Origin of the sequence: Castellaniella sp. (assembly GCF_041677825.1) — a bacterium.
Lineage (GTDB): Bacteria > Pseudomonadota > Gammaproteobacteria > Burkholderiales > Burkholderiaceae_B > Castellaniella.
On sequence record NZ_JBAYPG010000006.1, the window covers coordinates 21,357 to 36,065 of the forward strand.

The following is a 14,709-nucleotide window of genomic DNA, read 5'->3' on the forward strand; positions in this document are numbered from 1 at the left end:
GCTGGAAACGTCCTGTTCAAGCGGGCACGCTGCGATCCGCGGGGTCGCACGCGGTATCATCTTGGTTTTGTGGTGATTTCCATCATGCGCACAGCCCGACGTTATATTGCCCGCGAAATCTACCGCTCGACACTGGTCGTGCTCGTGGCACTGGTCGGCCTGTTCATGTTCTTCGCCCTGATCGAAGGGCTCGACAAGGTCGGCAAGCGCCTGACTCTGCTCGACCTGTTCTACCTGCAACTGCTCGACCTGCCCAATCACCTGTACGAGCTCCTGCCCATCGGGCTGCTGATCGGCACCGTGCTAGCGCTGGCTGGCCTTGCCCAGCGCAACGAGCTCACCATACTGCGCGCGTCGGGGGTCAGCGGCCTGCGGCTGCTGGGTGCGCTGTGGCTGATCGCCGTGCCACTGATGCTGGCAGCCCTGATCCTGTCCGAGTACATTACACCGGCAGCCGAACTGCAGGGCAGCGAGTCGCGCCTGATGCTTCTGGGCCGTACGGATGGCGGCCGCATGGCCAGCGGCTACTGGTTCAAGGAAAATGACGACCAGGGCCATCCGCGGATCATCAATATTCGCCGCCTCGAAGGCCGCGGCCAGGTCAGCGGGATCGAACTCTATGAATTCGGCGACCACAACACCATGCGCGCCCGTATCCGGGCCCGTCAAGGCCAGTTCACCGGCGACAGGCTGCGTCTGCAGGATCTCGACGTCCTGCAGATCCTGCCGCGTTCAGCGAGCGCCCTGGATGAAGCCACGGCCCCTGCCAGCCCCCTGACGACCCGCAGCCTGCAGGCCGAACGCGAGATCCGCACCACCCTGACACCCGAGCGCCTGATCGCGCGCGTCCTGACGCCCGAGCGCATGGCCATTTCGGATCTGCTCGACTACATCGACTACCTCGAAAAAAACCAGTTGCAATCCGACCGGCAGGAAATCGCCCTGTGGCGCAAGCTGGCCTATCCATTCACCCTGCTGGTCATGGTCACCATTGCGACACCCATCGCCTTCATCCAGTCGCGCCGGGGTGGCGTAGGGCCCAAAGTGTTTGCGGGCATCCTCATCGGGGTTCTGTTCTTCATGATCAACCAGCTTGCGCTCAATGCCGGGATGCTGGGCAACTGGCCACCGTGGGCCACCGCACTGGTACCCGACCTGTTTGCCCTTGCCGCGGCCCTGGCCATCCTGCTGGGCATGGAAAATCGTCACTCGCTGGCACTCTGGTGGCGCAACCACCGCCTGCGGCCCCAACTCCGACCCACGCCATGAGTGCCCGTGAAGTATGGGCCATCGGCGACGTACAGGGCTGTCGCCATGCCCTGCAGCAGTTGCTGCAGCATCCCGAGCTGGCCGATCCCGGCACGGACATCTGGTTTGCGGGAGACCTGGTCAATCGCGGCCCCGATTCACTGGGCGCGCTGCAACTCATCCGCAGCCTGGGCAGCAGGGCGCGGGTCATCCTGGGCAATCATGACCTGCACCTGCTTGCCGTCGCGGCCGGTGTGCGCAGGATCCGGCGTTCCGATACGTTCCAGGACGTGCTGCAGGCTGCCGATGCAGCCGAATGGATCGACTGGCTGCGCCGCCAGCCCCTGCTGATCCGCGGGCAGGGTCACGTCATGGTGCACGCCGGCATCCTGCCGGCCTGGACGCTCGAACAGGCGGCATGCCTGGCCAGCGAGATCGAATCGGCCCTGAAGGGGCCGGCATGGCGCCAGGCGGTCGATGACTTCTACGGCGAGCAACCCCTGCACTGGGACGATACCCTGCAGGGCCCGGCCCGCATGCGGGTCATTGTGAATGCACTGACCCGCATGCGGGTCTGCCACCGCAGCGACGGGCGCATGGACTTCACGCACAAGGCGGGCCCGCACGCCAACCCGGACCTGTGCCCATGGTACGAGCTGCCGGGGCGGCGCGACCCGGCCACCCCGGTGATCTTCGGGCACTGGTCCGCGCTGGGCCTGCACATCCGGCCCGACGCCATCTGCCTGGACAGCGGCTGCGTCTGGGGGCGATCCCTCACGGCCATGCGGCTGAGCGACCACCGCATCCTCCAGCAGGCCTGCACCCCATGCACCTGATCCCCAGTCAATGAGGCGGCAGGATCTTGCCACGAATGGCTTCATGCGCCAGGCGTGCCAGCTCGGCGCGGCTGAGTGTGCGGCTGCTGTACAGCGGTGGCAGAAACTCGCAATGCACCTCGACCCTGCGCGATCCCAGCAGGACCCACAGGTTGGCCACCAGCGTCTGGTCGCCCACAAACGCCAGTTCGGGTGCGCGCCGCCCGGCACGGTAAAAACGCAGGGCCACGGGCTGCACCGGCACGACGGCCTGGATGGCGGCATCGAACAGGCCGGTGTGAAAATTCCGGACATCGCTGCCATCGGTACTGGTGCCCTCGGGAAACAGCCCCACCACGTCGCCGTGGCCGAAACAACCCTGCATCTGCCGGCTGGCATCACGCACGGCGCGCCGGTGGCGACGATCGATGAACAGCGTACCCGACCAGGCCACCAGCACGCCGATCACCGGCCAGCCACGAATATCGCTCTTGGCCACGAACGAAGTGGGCCGCACGCTGTTCAGCACGAAGACGTCCACCCATGAAACATGGTTGGATACCCACAGCGCAGCCCCCTGCCTGAGCGGCTCGCCGAGTACCTGCAGGCGTACGCCGCACAGGGCCATCAGCACCCGCGACCAGCCGCCGACGAGCCAGCGACGCGCCCGGCGCCCCAGCCAGGGAAAGAACAGCAGTTCGACGAGCAGGCCCAGGCCGATCCAGGCCGACACCAGTACCGAGCGCACAGCAAAGAAAAGGACAGCCACGGATTGTTCCTCGATGCAGATCGAGGCACATGATACCCGGGCTTGAACGCCCAGGTACACCGTCGGCCCTGCTCAGCCCGCACGATCCAGCCAGCGCTGCAGAATCACCGCCGCCGCCATGGCGTCGTCATCGGCGTGTGTACCCAGGATGCCCTGGGCCTCGAGACTGGAGCCCCGTTCATCGACCAGTTCCACCGGCACCCTGAAGCGACCCTCGAGCTGCCGGGCGAACCGCCGGCTATGCCCCGAAGCGGGCTGTTCTTCGCCAGCCAGGGTAAGGGGCAGCCCGACAATGACGCGATCGGGCTGCCAGGCCTGCAGCAGATGCGCAATCTGGTCAAACCGCTGCTGACGCGTGAGCGGGCGCAAAATGCACAGGGGCCGCGCGTGCGCCGTCAGGGTGTTGCCCAGGGCCACGCCGATCTTCTTCAGGCCGAAATCGAAGCCCAGCAATACCTCGGGTGGCGCCGGCACACCCGGCCCGGCACCGGGTTCAGGCATGCCCGGCATCACCGCTGAGCATGCCGGCCCGTATGCCCAGTTGGGCCAGGGCGGCATCGTAGCGGTCTTCGGCCGGTGTCTCGAACAGGATCGTACTGTTGGCCCCGACATTGAGCCAGGCGTTCTGGGTGAGTTCGTCTTCGAGCTGGCCGGCACCCCACCCGGCGTAGCCCAGCGTAACCAGCAACTGTGCCGGCCCCTGGCCCGCAGCCACGTCCTGGAGGATATCGCGCGATGTGGTGAGCGCGACGTCTTCACCAATCGCGATGCTGGAGCTGTACTGCCCACGGGGCATGTGCAGCACGAAACCGCGGTCGGTCTGCACCGGCCCGCCGAAGAAAACGGGCGCGTCTCCGACCGGGCCGATTTCAAGCGACAGAGGCAGGTCGAGCCGGGTGAGCAGATCGTTGATGGTCAGCGTGGTGGGCCGATTGATGACCAGGCCCAGTGCGCCGTGTTCGGTGTGCTCGCACACATAAATGACCGTGCTGGCCAGTTCGCCTGCCACACGGCCGGGCATGGCCAGCAGGAACTGCCTGGACAGGTCGATGCGCCCGGTATCGGGCGCGGGCGTAACGGTTTTCATGAAGCCTCCCGCAAGCCATGGCGCTCATCACGTAAGAGTATCAGATCTCCATTAGAATGGCTGTGAGAATCTGCAGCGCCTATGGCAAACCCCACCATGAACCCGACACGCCTGCCGCGTGGCCTCTACGGCATCACCCCCGACTGGCCCGACACCGACCGCCTGCTCGAAGCCATCGAGCAGGCCCATGCCGGCGGCATGGTCGCACTGCAATGGCGCCGCAAACAGGGGGCGTGGGCCCAGTGGCGATCCCAGGCCCGGGCAGTGCGCGACACCTGCGCACGGCTGGCGTTGCCCCTGATCATCAACGATCACTGGCAACTGGCACTCGAATTCGACGCCGATGGCGTGCATCTGGGCCGTGACGACGCCGACATCGGCCCGGTGCGCGCAGCCCTGGGTGCCCGCAGGATCATCGGCTGTTCCTGTTATGATCAATTGGCCCTGGCGGCCAGGCGGCTGGCCGAAGGGGCCGATTACATCGCCTTCGGCGCACTGTACCCTTCGTCAGTCAAGCCCGATGCCGTGCGCGCAACGCTCGACCACATCCACCAGGGCAGCCTGCTGGTGCAATCCATGGCCCGGCCCCGCCCGGCCGTAGTGGCCATAGGTGGCCTGAACGCCGGCAATGCAGCCCCGGTCATCCAGGCCGGCGCCGATGGGATCGCGGTGATCAGCGCCCTCTTCGATGCGCCCGACATCGAGGCAGCTGCCCGCCGCTTCCAGCCACTTTTTTCATGAATCCCTTTCTTCTTCCTGCTCATGACTCAACATTCAGACCTGTTTGACCGTGCCTGCAAGGTCATCCCCGGTGGCGTGAACTCGCCCGTGCGGGCATTCCGCTCGGTCGGCGGCACCCCCCCTTTCATCGAACGCGCCCTGGGGCCCCGGCTCTGGGACACCGAAGGCCATTGCTACATCGATTATGTGGGCTCCTGGGGGCCGGCCATCCTGGGCCATGCAGATCCCGACGTCGTGGCGGCCGTTCAGGCCGCTGCTGCCCGGGGCCTGTCCTTCGGCGCCCCGACGGTGGCCGAGATCGAAATGGCCGAGGCCCTGGTCGAGCGCTTTCCGTCCATGGACCAGGTGCGCCTGGTCAGTTCGGGCACCGAGGCCACCATGTCGGCCATCCGTCTGGCACGCGGGTATACCGGCCGCGACAGGATCATCAAGTTCGACGGGTGCTACCACGGACACTCCGACAGCCTGCTGGTGAAATCCGGCTCGGGCATGCTGACCTTCGGCAACCCGTCTTCGGCTGGCGTGCCGCCAGAATTCGTGCAGCACACGCTGGTACTGGGCTACAACGATCTGGCTGCAGTCGAGGCCGCATTTGCCCACCACCCCGAAGACATTGCCTGCATCATCGTCGAGCCCCTGGCCGGCAACATGAATTTCGTGCGCCCGGTACCCGGTTTCCTCGAAGGCTTGCGCAGCCTGTGTTCCAGCCACGGCACGGTACTGATCTTCGACGAAGTGATGACCGGGTTGCGCGTGGGCCCGCAGGGCATGCAGGGCCTGAGCGGCGTGCGGCCCGACCTGACCACGCTGGCCAAGATCATCGGCGGCGGCATGCCGGTCGGGGCCTTTGGCGGGCACGCCGCCATCATGGCCAGCATCGCGCCGCTGGGTCCAGTGTATCAGGCCGGCACGCTGTCGGGCAACCCGGTCGCCATGGCCGCTGGCCTGGCCACCCTGCGCAAACTGCAGCAACCCGGCTTCTACGAAGCGCTGCAAGGGCAGACACAAAAGCTCGTGCAGGGCCTCGAGGCTGCGGCGCGGCGCCACGGTGTACCCTTCTGCGCCGACAGCGAAGGTGGCATGTTCGGCCTGTTCTTCCAGGCCGAACGACCACGCAATCTGGCCGAAGTCTCGGCGGGCGACGCCGAGGCCTTCAAGCGGTTCTTCCATGGCATGCTCGGCCATGGCATCTACCTGGCGCCATCGGCCTTCGAAGCCAGCTTCGTCTCGGCATGTCACGACGACGAGGTCCTGGACACCACCATCAGTGCTGCCGAACAAGTCTTCGCCACGCTGTGAAATGGTACAGGCTGCAACTATGAAATGGCACGGGCCGCAACCGTGAAATGGTACGGACTTCAAATTTCTTGATTTGGAACAAGGACACTTCGCCGGACATTACCTACACTGAACCCATCACAATGGCTTTGGTTCCGAGACGTGTCATGATCGACTTCACTTCTGCAGACACCGCCCGGCATGCGGAAACCCACCCTTCCGAGCCGGGCATGCAACTATCCGGCAGCTCGCAGACACCGCGCGACCTGCATCTCTGGATGCGCCTGACCCACTGCTGCACCCTGATCGAAAACGAACTGCGCAGCCGCCTGCGCGCCGAATTCCAGACCACGCTGCCGCGTTTCGAGTTCATGTGCCAGCTGGTATCGGCACCTCGCGGCCTGAAAATGAGCGAACTCTCCCGCCGCATGATGGTCACCAACGGCAACATCACCGGCATCGCAGACCAGCTCGAAAAAGACGGCCTGATCGAGCGCACCAAGGATCCCGCCGACCGGCGCAGTTCCATCATCCGCCTCACGCCCACCGGACGGCGTCACCACAGGCGCATGCAGCGCGCCCATGACGCCTGGGTGCGCAGCCTGATGAGCGGGCTGCCGGCAGGTACACGCCAGGCACTGTTCGAATTGCTGGGTGATCTCAGGCAATCCACGCTCGACGTCCTCCCGGTGCACTGACCGATTCGCGACAAGGCCCGAGCCGAGCCCGCACCCCTTAAAATGTCCTTTTCGATGCTTCAGGACCCCGCTCATGGCCATTCAGCTGCACATCCCGGCGCCCGACGCCATCCACCCCGTCAGGGGCGTTCGAATCGGCATCGCCAAAGCCGGCATCCGCAAGGCAGATCGCCGCGACCTGACCGTCTTCCTGCTGGATCCGGGCACGGCCGTGGCGGGTGTCTTCACACGCAACCGGTTCAAGGCTGCGCCCGTGCAGGTGTGCGAAACCCATCTGGCAGCCGGTCAGGCCATTCGCGCGCTGGTCATCAATACCGGCAATGCCAATGCGGGTACCGGCCAGGCTGGGCTCGACGCGGCCCTTGAAACCTGCGTGGCCCTGTCCACCCAGCTGGGCGTGGCCGCAGCGCAGATCCTGCCATTTTCCACGGGGGTCATCCTCGAGCCCCTGCCGGTCGAACGGCTGGTTGCAGCCTTGCCTGACGCCATCATGAGCGCCGGGGCGGAACACTGGTTCGATGCGGCCCACGCGATCATGACCACCGACACACAGCCCAAGATCCATTCCGCACACATCGAACTGGGCGGCTCGCCCGTCACCATCACCGGCATCAGCAAGGGGGCCGGCATGATCCGCCCCAACATGGCCACCATGCTGGGCTTTCTGGCCACCGATGCCGGCCTGCCGGCCCCGCTGCTGAAAAAACTGGCCCACGAGATCGCCGAACAATCATTCAATCGCATCACGGTCGATGGCGACACCTCCACCAACGATTCTTTCGTCCTCATGGCCACCGGCGCCAGCAGCGCCATCATCGAATCCGAGCGTGACCCGCGCTATGCCCCTCTGGCCAGCGCCCTGGCCGATGCCGCCCTCGACCTCGCCCGGAAAATCGTGCGCGACGCCGAAGGCGCCACCAAATTCATCACGATCCGGGTTGAAGACGCCGGCAACAGCCACGAGGCCCTGCAAGTGGCCTATGCCATCGCCCACTCGCCACTGGTCAAGACCGCGTTCTATGCATCCGACCCCAATCTGGGGCGCATTCTGGCCGCGATTGGCTATGCCGGCATCGAGGATCTCGATATCCAGGCGCTCAGGCTATGGCTGGATGACGTACTGGTCGCCAGTCAGGGCGGGCGAGACCCCGCGTACCGCGAAGAAGACGGCCAGCGCGTCATGGCGGGGCAGGACATCACGGTGCGTGTATCCCTGGGGCGTGGCGGCGTCGCCGAAACTGTTTACACTTGTGACTTCTCGCACGAATACGTCAGCATCAATGCCGACTATCGCTCCTGAACAAAGGCCCCACAGCCCGCCATGGCACCGCTGCAAACCCAAGGACACGCATGACGACACAAGCCACCCCCATCACGCTCCGGGCGCTGACCCCGGCCGATTTCGAGCACTGGCTGCCGCTCTGGAAAGGCTATCAGCAGTTCTACAATGTCAGCCTGCCCGATGAAGCCACCCAGACCACGTTCGGGCGCTTCCTGGACGACACCGAACCCATGCACTGCACGCTGGCCGTTCGCGGCCAGGACGTCATCGGCATGGTGCATTACATCGAACACCGCAGTTGCTGGACGCCGGGCGATTATTGCTATCTGCAGGATCTGTACGTCGATCAGTCAGCCCGTGGGCAAGGTGCGGGCCGGCTGCTGATCGAACACGTCTACGCGCATGCGCGCGCCCTGGGCTGCAGCCGCGTGTATTGGCTCACCCAGGAAAACAACACCACGGCGCGCGCCTTGTACGATCAGGTGGCCGACAACCCCGGCTTCATCCAGTATCGCAAGGCCATGTAGGCCACGGCCACTGCTACAGTGCGCCGCAGGGCCGGCGTGCCGCCCATGGGGCCATGGCCTCGAGCTGTGCCGATAATTGCAGGATCTGGTCTTCGCGGCCAAAATGCCCGATCAGCTGCACCCCCACCGGCACATTGCCCGCCGTCCAGTGCAAGGGTACGCTGGCAGCCGGCTGGCCCGACGCATTGATGAGCGCCAGGAAGGTCGTGTAGTCGGCCACCCGCTGGCGAAATTCGGCAAACCCCGCCTGCATCGACAAATACCCCAACGGCGCAGGCAGTTGTGTCAGCGCCGGTGTCAGCACCAGATCACATGACGCCATCTGGCTCTCGAACAACTGGCCGATCGAGTGAAACAGGTTGATCGAGCGCACGTAGTCGCCCGCGGGCAATTGCTTGCCCATGTGGTAGCCATCGAGAATGGCCCACTCGAGATCACCGTCGCGCAACGGGCGCCCCAATGCGCGCAACCGGGCCTCGACCGACACGACGATGTTCGCGCTCAGCACCCGGATATGGGCCTGCACAAAGGCATCGTAATCGAGATCGGGCATGTCTTCGACGACCACTTCGTGTCCTGCCGAACGGCATAGCGCAGCCGCATTGTCGACGGCCTTCAGGCATTCGGGGTCGATCGCCACGTCTCGCCAGGCGGTGCGCCACACGACGATGCGCAAAGGCCGTTCGAAATCCTGACGGATCAGCTGTTCGTATGAAGCGGGCGCCGGTGGGGCCGCATATGGCGCCCCGGACTCCCAGCCCATGACGGCATCCAGTGCCGCTGCGGTGTCGCGCACGCTGCGGCTGAGCACCCCATCGCTGGCCAGCCCCCCCCAACCTTCTCCGCGAAACGGCCCGATCGGGACCCGGCCGCGGGTGGGCTTCAGGCCAAAGAGCCCGCAACAGGCCGCGGGTATGCGAATCGAGCCGCCGCCATCGCTGCCATGGGCGACGGGCACCACCCCCAGCGCCACGGCAACGGCGGCCCCCCCGCTGCTGCCACCCGCCGAACGGCTGTGATCCCAGGGGTTGAGCGTAGGCCCGCCATTGTGGGTGGCCTCGGTCGTGGGCGCCATGCACAGTTCAGGCACGCATGTGCGCGCAAAGGGAATCAGGCCGGCCTGCTCGAAGCGGTCGGTCAGGGTGGCGTTGCCTGCGAATGTCGTATTGGCAAACAGCGCCGAACCCAGGCTGGAGGGCAAGCGCATCGAGGCGAGCCCTGAATCCTTGAGCAGGAACGGCAGGCCGCCAAAGCGGCCACCAAACCCGCCCTGGCGGGCCAATGCCAGGGATTCTTCATAGGCCGGGTGGCAAATGGCACGATGCGGTTCAGCACGCACGCGGGCCAATTCGATGGCACACGCCATGACCTCTTCGGGCGATGCGTCTCCCGCAGACAGCACATCCGCCAGCGCCACGCCATCCAGCGCCTCATATTCATACACCTGCATGACAGTCCTTATCCTGTATTCAACGAATCAGCCCGGCGCTCATGACGGCTCACTGCAGGCCGCCCAGGCGCCTGCCACCTCATCCCCGCGCGCAAACCAGACGTCGGGGAACGCCTGCATCCAGGCCACGAATTCCCGCAACATCGCGATCCGGGACGGACGCCCAATGACCTGGGGATGCATGGTCAGGCAGAACAGCCCGCCCCAGCGATGAATTTCGCGGAACTCGTCTTTCCAGACCTCGAGGATCTGCTGGTTGGAGACGATGGTGCGCGGCGTGCGGATCGAGAACAGCGCAAAAGGCGCGTCATCGAGGCTCCAGTGCACGGGAAGCTCGATCGGGCCCGGCCGGCCGTCCGGCAGACGGTGACGATACGGATTGATCTGGTCCATGAAGGAACTGTCGTAATGCAGATCGTATTTGTCGAGCAGGGCGATCATGTTGTGGCTGGTTTCCCAGGCGGGCGAGCGGTAGCCACGGGGCCTGACGCCCGCCGTGCGCTGCAGCGCCTCGAGGCCCTGCACGAACACCGCTTCTTCGCGCTCCGGGTCCGACGGATCCACCCATTCATGCAGATAACCATGGTGCCCCACTTCGTGCCCCTGCGCAAGCATGAGTTCGACGCATGCCGGGTGCTGCTCGGCGGTCCAGCCCGGGACGAAGAAGGTCGCGGGGACCTGCGCATCCTTGAGGGTTTCGATGATTTTCGGAACCCCCACCTTCGCGCCATACGTGCCCTGGGACAAAGTGCCCGGTCGCTTGCCGTTTTCTGCGTCGCGCGACAGCCACAGCGATTCTGCATCGAAGTCGAATGACAGCATGATGGCGCAACGCGCACCATTGGGCCATTGAACCGAGAAATCCTGATTCATTGCTTGCTCCTTGTCTTGCCTGATTGATTCATTCGCGCACCGGTCTGCTCATGCGCCCGCATGGCTGCGGCACGCCAGCCAGCCCCCATCGACCGCAATGATCTGCCCCAATACATACGCCGCATCGTCGGAACACAGGAAAGCAATGACGCTGGCGACCTGCTCGGGTGTTCCGATCGTCCCGAGGGGTGTAGCCTGCACCATGTCGCGCCAGTATTGCGGATCGGACTCGAGGCGATGGGCCGTCATGGGTGTGCGGATCACGCCTGGCGCCACCCCATTGGTGCGAATCCCCTTCGGCCCCAGATCGGCCGCCAGTTGCCGGGTCAACTGGGAGATCCCGGCCTTGGCGACGGCATAGGCCGTGCACCCGGGAAATCCCACCTCGCCATAGACGGAGGCGACATTCACGATGCAGCCGCCCGGTGTGCGCAGCTGTGGGATGACCTCGCGCGTGAGCCTCAGCACCGCCCGCAGATTGACGCCGATGATGCGGTCGAGCAGGGCATCATCGCTGAGCACCAGGGACTTCGACCCACCCACCCCTGCGTTGTTGACCAGGATGTCGATCGGCCCAAGGACACGTGCCGCACGAACGATGCGCTCGGGGGCGTCATCGCTGGCGAGGTCCACCGCCAGGCTCTCGATGCCCGGCCCGGCCAGGCCCGCGACATCGAGATCGACTGCCAGGACCCGCACGCCATCGGCCACGAGCCGGTTCACCACCGCCCGGCCGATCCCGCCACGCGCACCGGTGACGATGGCGTTTTTCTGCATCGCCGTCATGCGAGCCTCCCGCCATCGACGGGCAGACTGACGCCAGTCAGGTAAGAGGCCTCGTCGCTGGCCAGAAACAGCGCCGCCGCGGTGACCTCGGCCGGCTGACCAAAGCGCCCCAGCGGATGCCGGGCGAGATAGGCCGCGTGGCGGGCTGCGATGGCCTGCTCATTGCCGGCCGAATGAATGGTGGCCTGCAGCATGGGGGTGTCGATCGACCCCGGGCACACGGAATTGAAGCGGATGCCTTCGGCTGCATGCGCCAGGGCCAGGCTGCGCGTGAGCATGGCCACGGCCCCCTTGGAGGCCGAATAGGGGCCGAGAACCGCACTGCCCGCCAGCCCCGCGGTGGATCCGTAGGTGACCACGCAGCCCCGCGCCTGGCGCAGGGCCGGCAGCGCGTGTCGGATGGTGAGAAACGTGCCACGCACATTCACGGCAAAGATCCGGTCCCATTCATCGACCGAGCAGTCTTCGATGCGGGTCCCACGGCCCACCGTGCCAGCCGCGGTGAGCAGCACGTCGAGTGCCCCATTCGACGCATACTGCTGCCAGGCCTGCTCCTGGCTGGCGGCATCGGCAACATCACACGGTACGATCTGCGCGACTGGCCCGATCTGCGCCGCCACCTCGGCCAGCGCCGGCGCATCCCGGTCCATCAGTACCACCTTGCGCGCACCCTCGCGCGCCAGCGCGACGGCGGCATCTCTGCCCAGCCCCCCCGCAGCCCCGGTAATCACAGCAATCTTGCCCGAAAATCGATTCATGCTCAGGATGCTCCAAGGTAGAATTCCTGCAACGACGCCATGTCCACGTCGGGGCCATTGCGGCAGGACAAGGCAACCCGCCCTTCGCGCAGAACGTGGATGTCATCGGCCAGTTCGAGTGCCAGCGACACATTCTGCTCGACCAGAAGGATGGTCAGGCCACGCTCACGCAGCTCATGGATCATGTCGGAAATCTCGCCCACCACCTTGGGCGAGAGTGCGGCCGAAGGCTCATCGAGCAGCAGCATGCGGGGCCTGGCAAGCAAGGCCCGCCCCAGCGCCAGCATCTGCCGCTCACCCCCCGAAAGCAGCCCGGCAGGCGCACGCCTGCGCTGCACCAGCCGTGGAAAGAGTTCATAGACCTCGTGCAGATCGTGCTTCAGGGCGGCCCGCTCGCGGCGGCGATGATAGCCCCCCATGAGGATGTTCTCTTCCACGGACATTTCCGCGAAGACTTCTTTGCCCTGCGGCACCAGTACCAGCCCGTGCGCGGCCATGGCGTGAGCCGGCAGCTGATCGATGCGTTCACCCGCCAGCACAATCTGGCCGGAGTCGGGCCGCAGCAGCCCGCAAATCGTCTTGAGCGTGGTGGACTTGCCCGAACCATTGCCGCCCAATACGGCAGTCAGACCCCCATCGGGCACGCTGAAGGAGACCCTGTGCAGAATGCGGGTCTTGCCGTACCCTGCCTGAATATCGATGACCTCAAGCATGGCGCGCCCGCCCCAGGCCAATATAGGCCTCGACCACCCGCGGATCGGTCGTGGCCTCGGCAGGCGGTGCATCGGCAATCTTCCGGCCATAGTCGAGCACGACGACCCGGTCGCATACCGCCTGCACCACGCGCATCACGTGCTCGACCAGCAAGACCGTGACGCCATACTGCGCGCGCATGGTGGACACCACCTCGATCAGTTTGTCGACATTGGGCGGCGACAGGCCGGCCGCTGGTTCATCGAGCAGAAAGACCCTGGGCGAGGTTGCCAGCCCGCGCGCCAGTTCGACCATGCGCTGCTGGCCGATCGACAAGGCTGCAGCAGGCTGATCGATGAAGCGTTCGAGGCCGAACAGCGCCAGCATCTCGAGCGCCTTCTCGCGTGTGCGCACGTCGTCGGCCCGGGCACTGGGCAGGCGCAGCACGCTGGCCAGATCGCCACTGGGCAGCGCATGCTGCATCGCGAGTGCAATATTCCGGGCCACGCTCAGCGCAGGAAACAGGCGCAGCATCTGGAACGTGCGGGCCACCCCCATACGCGCAATCTGCCATGAGGGGCGGCCCGAGATCTGCTGCCCATCGAGCAACACCCGCCCGCTCGAGGGCACCAGCAGCCCGGTGAGGATATTGACCAGCGTGGACTTCCCCGAACCGTTGGGCCCGATCAGGCCCACGATCTCGCCTGGGGCAACCGTGAACGACACGTCATCGAGCGCCATCAGGCCGCCAAAATGCTTGGTGATGCCCTGGACCTGCAAAAGGGATTGCGTGCTCATCTGCGCCTCCGGTGCACCCAGGCCCCCAGGACACCTTCGGGCATGGCAATGATCATGAAAATCATCAGCGCCCCGAAAATCACCAACTTGAAGCTGGCCAGCGGCCCCAGCAGTTCGGGCAAGGCCGTGAGTACGACCGCCCCCAGCAAGGGCCCCCAGAGCGTGCCCTGACCACCCACGATCACCATGGCCACGATGCTGGCCGATACGAGAATGGTGAAATCATCGGGCGTGACCCCGCGGATATGATGGGCAACCAGCACGCCCGCACCCCCGGCCAGGGCAGCGGCAATGACGAAGGCCAGCAGTTTGGAACTGGTGGTATGCAGACCGATGGCACGCGCCAGGACTTCGTCGTCGCGTATGGCCTGCCAGGCCGCGCCAACACGCGAATGCGTCAGCGCCCAGGCCAGCACCACCGTAAGCGCGGCGAGCGCCAGGGCCAGATAATAGAATTGCCCAACGCGCTGAAACCCCGGAACAGGCTCGACGGACAGCCCATATTGCCCACCGGTGAAGCTCGTCCATTGGGACAGGGCCAGATACACGATGGTCTGGAACGCAATGCTGACGATCGCCAGAAAATGCCCGCGCAGGCGCAGCGCCGGCAGGCCCAGGGCCAGGCCGAACAACCCGGCAACGACCATGCCCGATGGCAGGTTGACCCAGAACCCGGTGCCCAGATCACGCTCCATGATGGCCGTCGTGTAGGCGCCAATGCCGAAAAATGCGGCGTGGGCAAATGAAATCTGCCCCGCCCAGCCCATGACCAGATCCAGGCTGACGGCGAGAATGACGAAAATGAATATCATGACGATGATATTCAGCAGGTAGCCCCCGCTGCCGAGCACGGGCAGCAAGAGCAGCAGCAGGCAAAGCAGCAGGATCGAAACAGGTTTGCGCATG

At 65.2% G+C, this 14,709-nt stretch carries 17 protein-coding genes; 7 read left to right on the forward strand and 10 right to left on the reverse strand.

The window, feature by feature from the left end; all coding sequences use genetic code 11:
• Positions 1-84 precede the first annotated feature (84 nt).
• Positions 85-1,269 (forward strand): LPS export ABC transporter permease LptG, encoded by a 1,185-nt coding sequence (lptG, locus tag WCY17_RS04100; protein WP_372700898.1) that lies wholly within the window; start codon positions 85-87, stop codon positions 1,267-1,269.
• A complete protein-coding gene (locus WCY17_RS04105; protein ID WP_372700899.1) occupies positions 1,266-2,084 on the forward strand; it encodes a symmetrical bis(5'-nucleosyl)-tetraphosphatase in 819 nt (272 codons plus the stop codon). The genes lptG and WCY17_RS04105 overlap by 4 nt, the downstream gene beginning before the upstream one ends.
• 7 nt (positions 2,085-2,091) lie before the next feature.
• Here WCY17_RS04105 and WCY17_RS04110 read toward each other — a convergent pair whose 3' ends face one another.
• The 3 genes from WCY17_RS04110 to WCY17_RS04120 form a co-directional block, all read right to left on the reverse strand.
• Complete coding sequence (locus tag WCY17_RS04110) at positions 2,092-2,832, reverse strand: lysophospholipid acyltransferase family protein (protein WP_372700900.1); 741 nt, start codon at positions 2,830-2,832, stop codon at positions 2,092-2,094.
• 72 nt (positions 2,833-2,904) lie between these two features.
• Positions 2,905-3,333 (reverse strand): Holliday junction resolvase RuvX, encoded by a 429-nt coding sequence (gene ruvX, locus WCY17_RS04115; RefSeq protein ID WP_372700901.1) that lies wholly within the window; start codon positions 3,331-3,333, stop codon positions 2,905-2,907.
• Positions 3,326-3,919, reverse strand: a complete 594-nt coding sequence (locus WCY17_RS04120; protein ID WP_372700902.1) for a YqgE/AlgH family protein — start codon at positions 3,917-3,919, stop codon at positions 3,326-3,328. Before WCY17_RS04120 ends, ruvX begins: the two co-directional genes overlap by 8 nt.
• 96 nt (positions 3,920-4,015) lie before the next feature.
• Here WCY17_RS04120 and thiE point away from each other — a divergent pair, with 96 nt between their 5' ends.
• From thiE to WCY17_RS04145, 5 genes are all read left to right on the forward strand, one after another.
• Positions 4,016-4,660, forward strand: coding sequence for a thiamine phosphate synthase (gene thiE, locus WCY17_RS04125; protein ID WP_372700903.1), 645 nt, complete (start codon positions 4,016-4,018; stop codon positions 4,658-4,660).
• A 21-nt stretch (positions 4,661-4,681) separates the two neighbouring features.
• A complete protein-coding gene (hemL, locus tag WCY17_RS04130; RefSeq protein WP_372700904.1) occupies positions 4,682-5,959 on the forward strand; it encodes a glutamate-1-semialdehyde 2,1-aminomutase in 1,278 nt (425 codons plus the stop codon).
• Between the two features lie 146 nt (positions 5,960-6,105).
• The gene (locus WCY17_RS04135) at positions 6,106-6,636 is read left to right on the forward strand and encodes a MarR family winged helix-turn-helix transcriptional regulator (RefSeq protein ID WP_372700905.1); all 531 of its coding nucleotides are present in this window, start codon (positions 6,106-6,108) and stop codon (positions 6,634-6,636) included.
• A 73-nt stretch (positions 6,637-6,709) separates the two neighbouring features.
• Entirely contained in the window at positions 6,710-7,936 is a 1,227-nt protein-coding gene (gene argJ / locus WCY17_RS04140; RefSeq protein ID WP_372700906.1) for a bifunctional glutamate N-acetyltransferase/amino-acid acetyltransferase ArgJ, read from the forward strand.
• Positions 7,937-7,986: 50 nt separating this feature from the next.
• The gene (locus WCY17_RS04145) at positions 7,987-8,445 is read left to right on the forward strand and encodes an N-acetyltransferase family protein (protein ID WP_372700907.1); all 459 of its coding nucleotides are present in this window, start codon (positions 7,987-7,989) and stop codon (positions 8,443-8,445) included.
• Positions 8,446-8,458: 13 nt separating this feature from the next.
• Here WCY17_RS04145 and WCY17_RS04150 read toward each other — a convergent pair whose 3' ends face one another.
• From WCY17_RS04150 to WCY17_RS04180, 7 genes are read right to left on the reverse strand one after another with little or no spacing between them, the layout of a single operon-like run.
• Positions 8,459-9,895 carry an amidase gene (locus WCY17_RS04150; RefSeq protein WP_372700908.1) on the reverse strand — a complete coding sequence of 479 codons (1,437 nt, stop codon included), beginning with the start codon at positions 9,893-9,895 and terminating at the stop codon, positions 8,459-8,461.
• A gap of 39 nt (positions 9,896-9,934) precedes the next feature.
• Positions 9,935-10,768 (reverse strand): polysaccharide deacetylase, encoded by an 834-nt coding sequence (locus WCY17_RS04155; protein ID WP_372700909.1) that lies wholly within the window; start codon positions 10,766-10,768, stop codon positions 9,935-9,937.
• Positions 10,769-10,816: 48 nt separating this feature from the next.
• A complete protein-coding gene (locus WCY17_RS04160; protein WP_372700910.1) occupies positions 10,817-11,554 on the reverse strand; it encodes an SDR family NAD(P)-dependent oxidoreductase in 738 nt (245 codons plus the stop codon).
• On the reverse strand, positions 11,551-12,312 hold the full coding sequence (locus tag WCY17_RS04165) for an SDR family NAD(P)-dependent oxidoreductase (RefSeq protein WP_372700911.1): 762 nt from the start codon (positions 12,310-12,312) through the stop codon (positions 11,551-11,553). The genes WCY17_RS04160 and WCY17_RS04165 overlap by 4 nt, the downstream gene beginning before the upstream one ends.
• Before the next feature lie 2 nt (positions 12,313-12,314).
• Positions 12,315-13,025, reverse strand: coding sequence for an ABC transporter ATP-binding protein (locus WCY17_RS04170; RefSeq protein ID WP_372700912.1), 711 nt, complete (start codon positions 13,023-13,025; stop codon positions 12,315-12,317).
• Positions 13,018-13,803 carry an ABC transporter ATP-binding protein gene (locus WCY17_RS04175; protein ID WP_372700913.1) on the reverse strand — a complete coding sequence of 262 codons (786 nt, stop codon included), beginning with the start codon at positions 13,801-13,803 and terminating at the stop codon, positions 13,018-13,020. The genes WCY17_RS04170 and WCY17_RS04175 overlap by 8 nt, the downstream gene beginning before the upstream one ends.
• A complete protein-coding gene (locus WCY17_RS04180; protein WP_372700914.1) occupies positions 13,800-14,708 on the reverse strand; it encodes a branched-chain amino acid ABC transporter permease in 909 nt (302 codons plus the stop codon). The genes WCY17_RS04175 and WCY17_RS04180 overlap by 4 nt, the downstream gene beginning before the upstream one ends.
• Position 14,709 lies beyond the last annotated feature (1 nt).

Coding starts and splice junctions, on each gene's coding strand:
- argJ (WP_372700906.1), top strand. CDS start 6,710: ATGGCCATTCAGCTGCACATCCCGGCGCCCGACGCCATCCACCCCGTC.
- WCY17_RS04175 (WP_372700913.1), bottom strand. CDS start 13,803: ATGAGCACGCAATCCCTTTTGCAGGTCCAGGGCATCACCAAGCATTTT.
- WCY17_RS04150 (WP_372700908.1), bottom strand. CDS start 9,895: ATGCAGGTGTATGAATATGAGGCGCTGGATGGCGTGGCGCTGGCGGAT.
- lptG (WP_372700898.1), top strand. CDS start 85: ATGCGCACAGCCCGACGTTATATTGCCCGCGAAATCTACCGCTCGACA.
- WCY17_RS04120 (WP_372700902.1), bottom strand. CDS start 3,919: ATGAAAACCGTTACGCCCGCGCCCGATACCGGGCGCATCGACCTGTCC.
- WCY17_RS04105 (WP_372700899.1), top strand. CDS start 1,266: ATGAGTGCCCGTGAAGTATGGGCCATCGGCGACGTACAGGGCTGTCGC.
- WCY17_RS04160 (WP_372700910.1), bottom strand. CDS start 11,554: ATGACGGCGATGCAGAAAAACGCCATCGTCACCGGTGCGCGTGGCGGG.
- WCY17_RS04145 (WP_372700907.1), top strand. CDS start 7,987: ATGACGACACAAGCCACCCCCATCACGCTCCGGGCGCTGACCCCGGCC.
- thiE (WP_372700903.1), top strand. CDS start 4,016: ATGAACCCGACACGCCTGCCGCGTGGCCTCTACGGCATCACCCCCGAC.
- WCY17_RS04135 (WP_372700905.1), top strand. CDS start 6,106: ATGATCGACTTCACTTCTGCAGACACCGCCCGGCATGCGGAAACCCAC.
- ruvX (WP_372700901.1), bottom strand. CDS start 3,333: ATGCCTGAACCCGGTGCCGGGCCGGGTGTGCCGGCGCCACCCGAGGTA.
- WCY17_RS04155 (WP_372700909.1), bottom strand. CDS start 10,768: ATGAATCAGGATTTCTCGGTTCAATGGCCCAATGGTGCGCGTTGCGCC.
- hemL (WP_372700904.1), top strand. CDS start 4,682: ATGACTCAACATTCAGACCTGTTTGACCGTGCCTGCAAGGTCATCCCC.
- WCY17_RS04180 (WP_372700914.1), bottom strand. CDS start 14,708: ATGCGCAAACCTGTTTCGATCCTGCTGCTTTGCCTGCTGCTGCTCTTG.
- WCY17_RS04165 (WP_372700911.1), bottom strand. CDS start 12,312: ATGAATCGATTTTCGGGCAAGATTGCTGTGATTACCGGGGCTGCGGGG.
- WCY17_RS04170 (WP_372700912.1), bottom strand. CDS start 13,025: ATGCTTGAGGTCATCGATATTCAGGCAGGGTACGGCAAGACCCGCATT.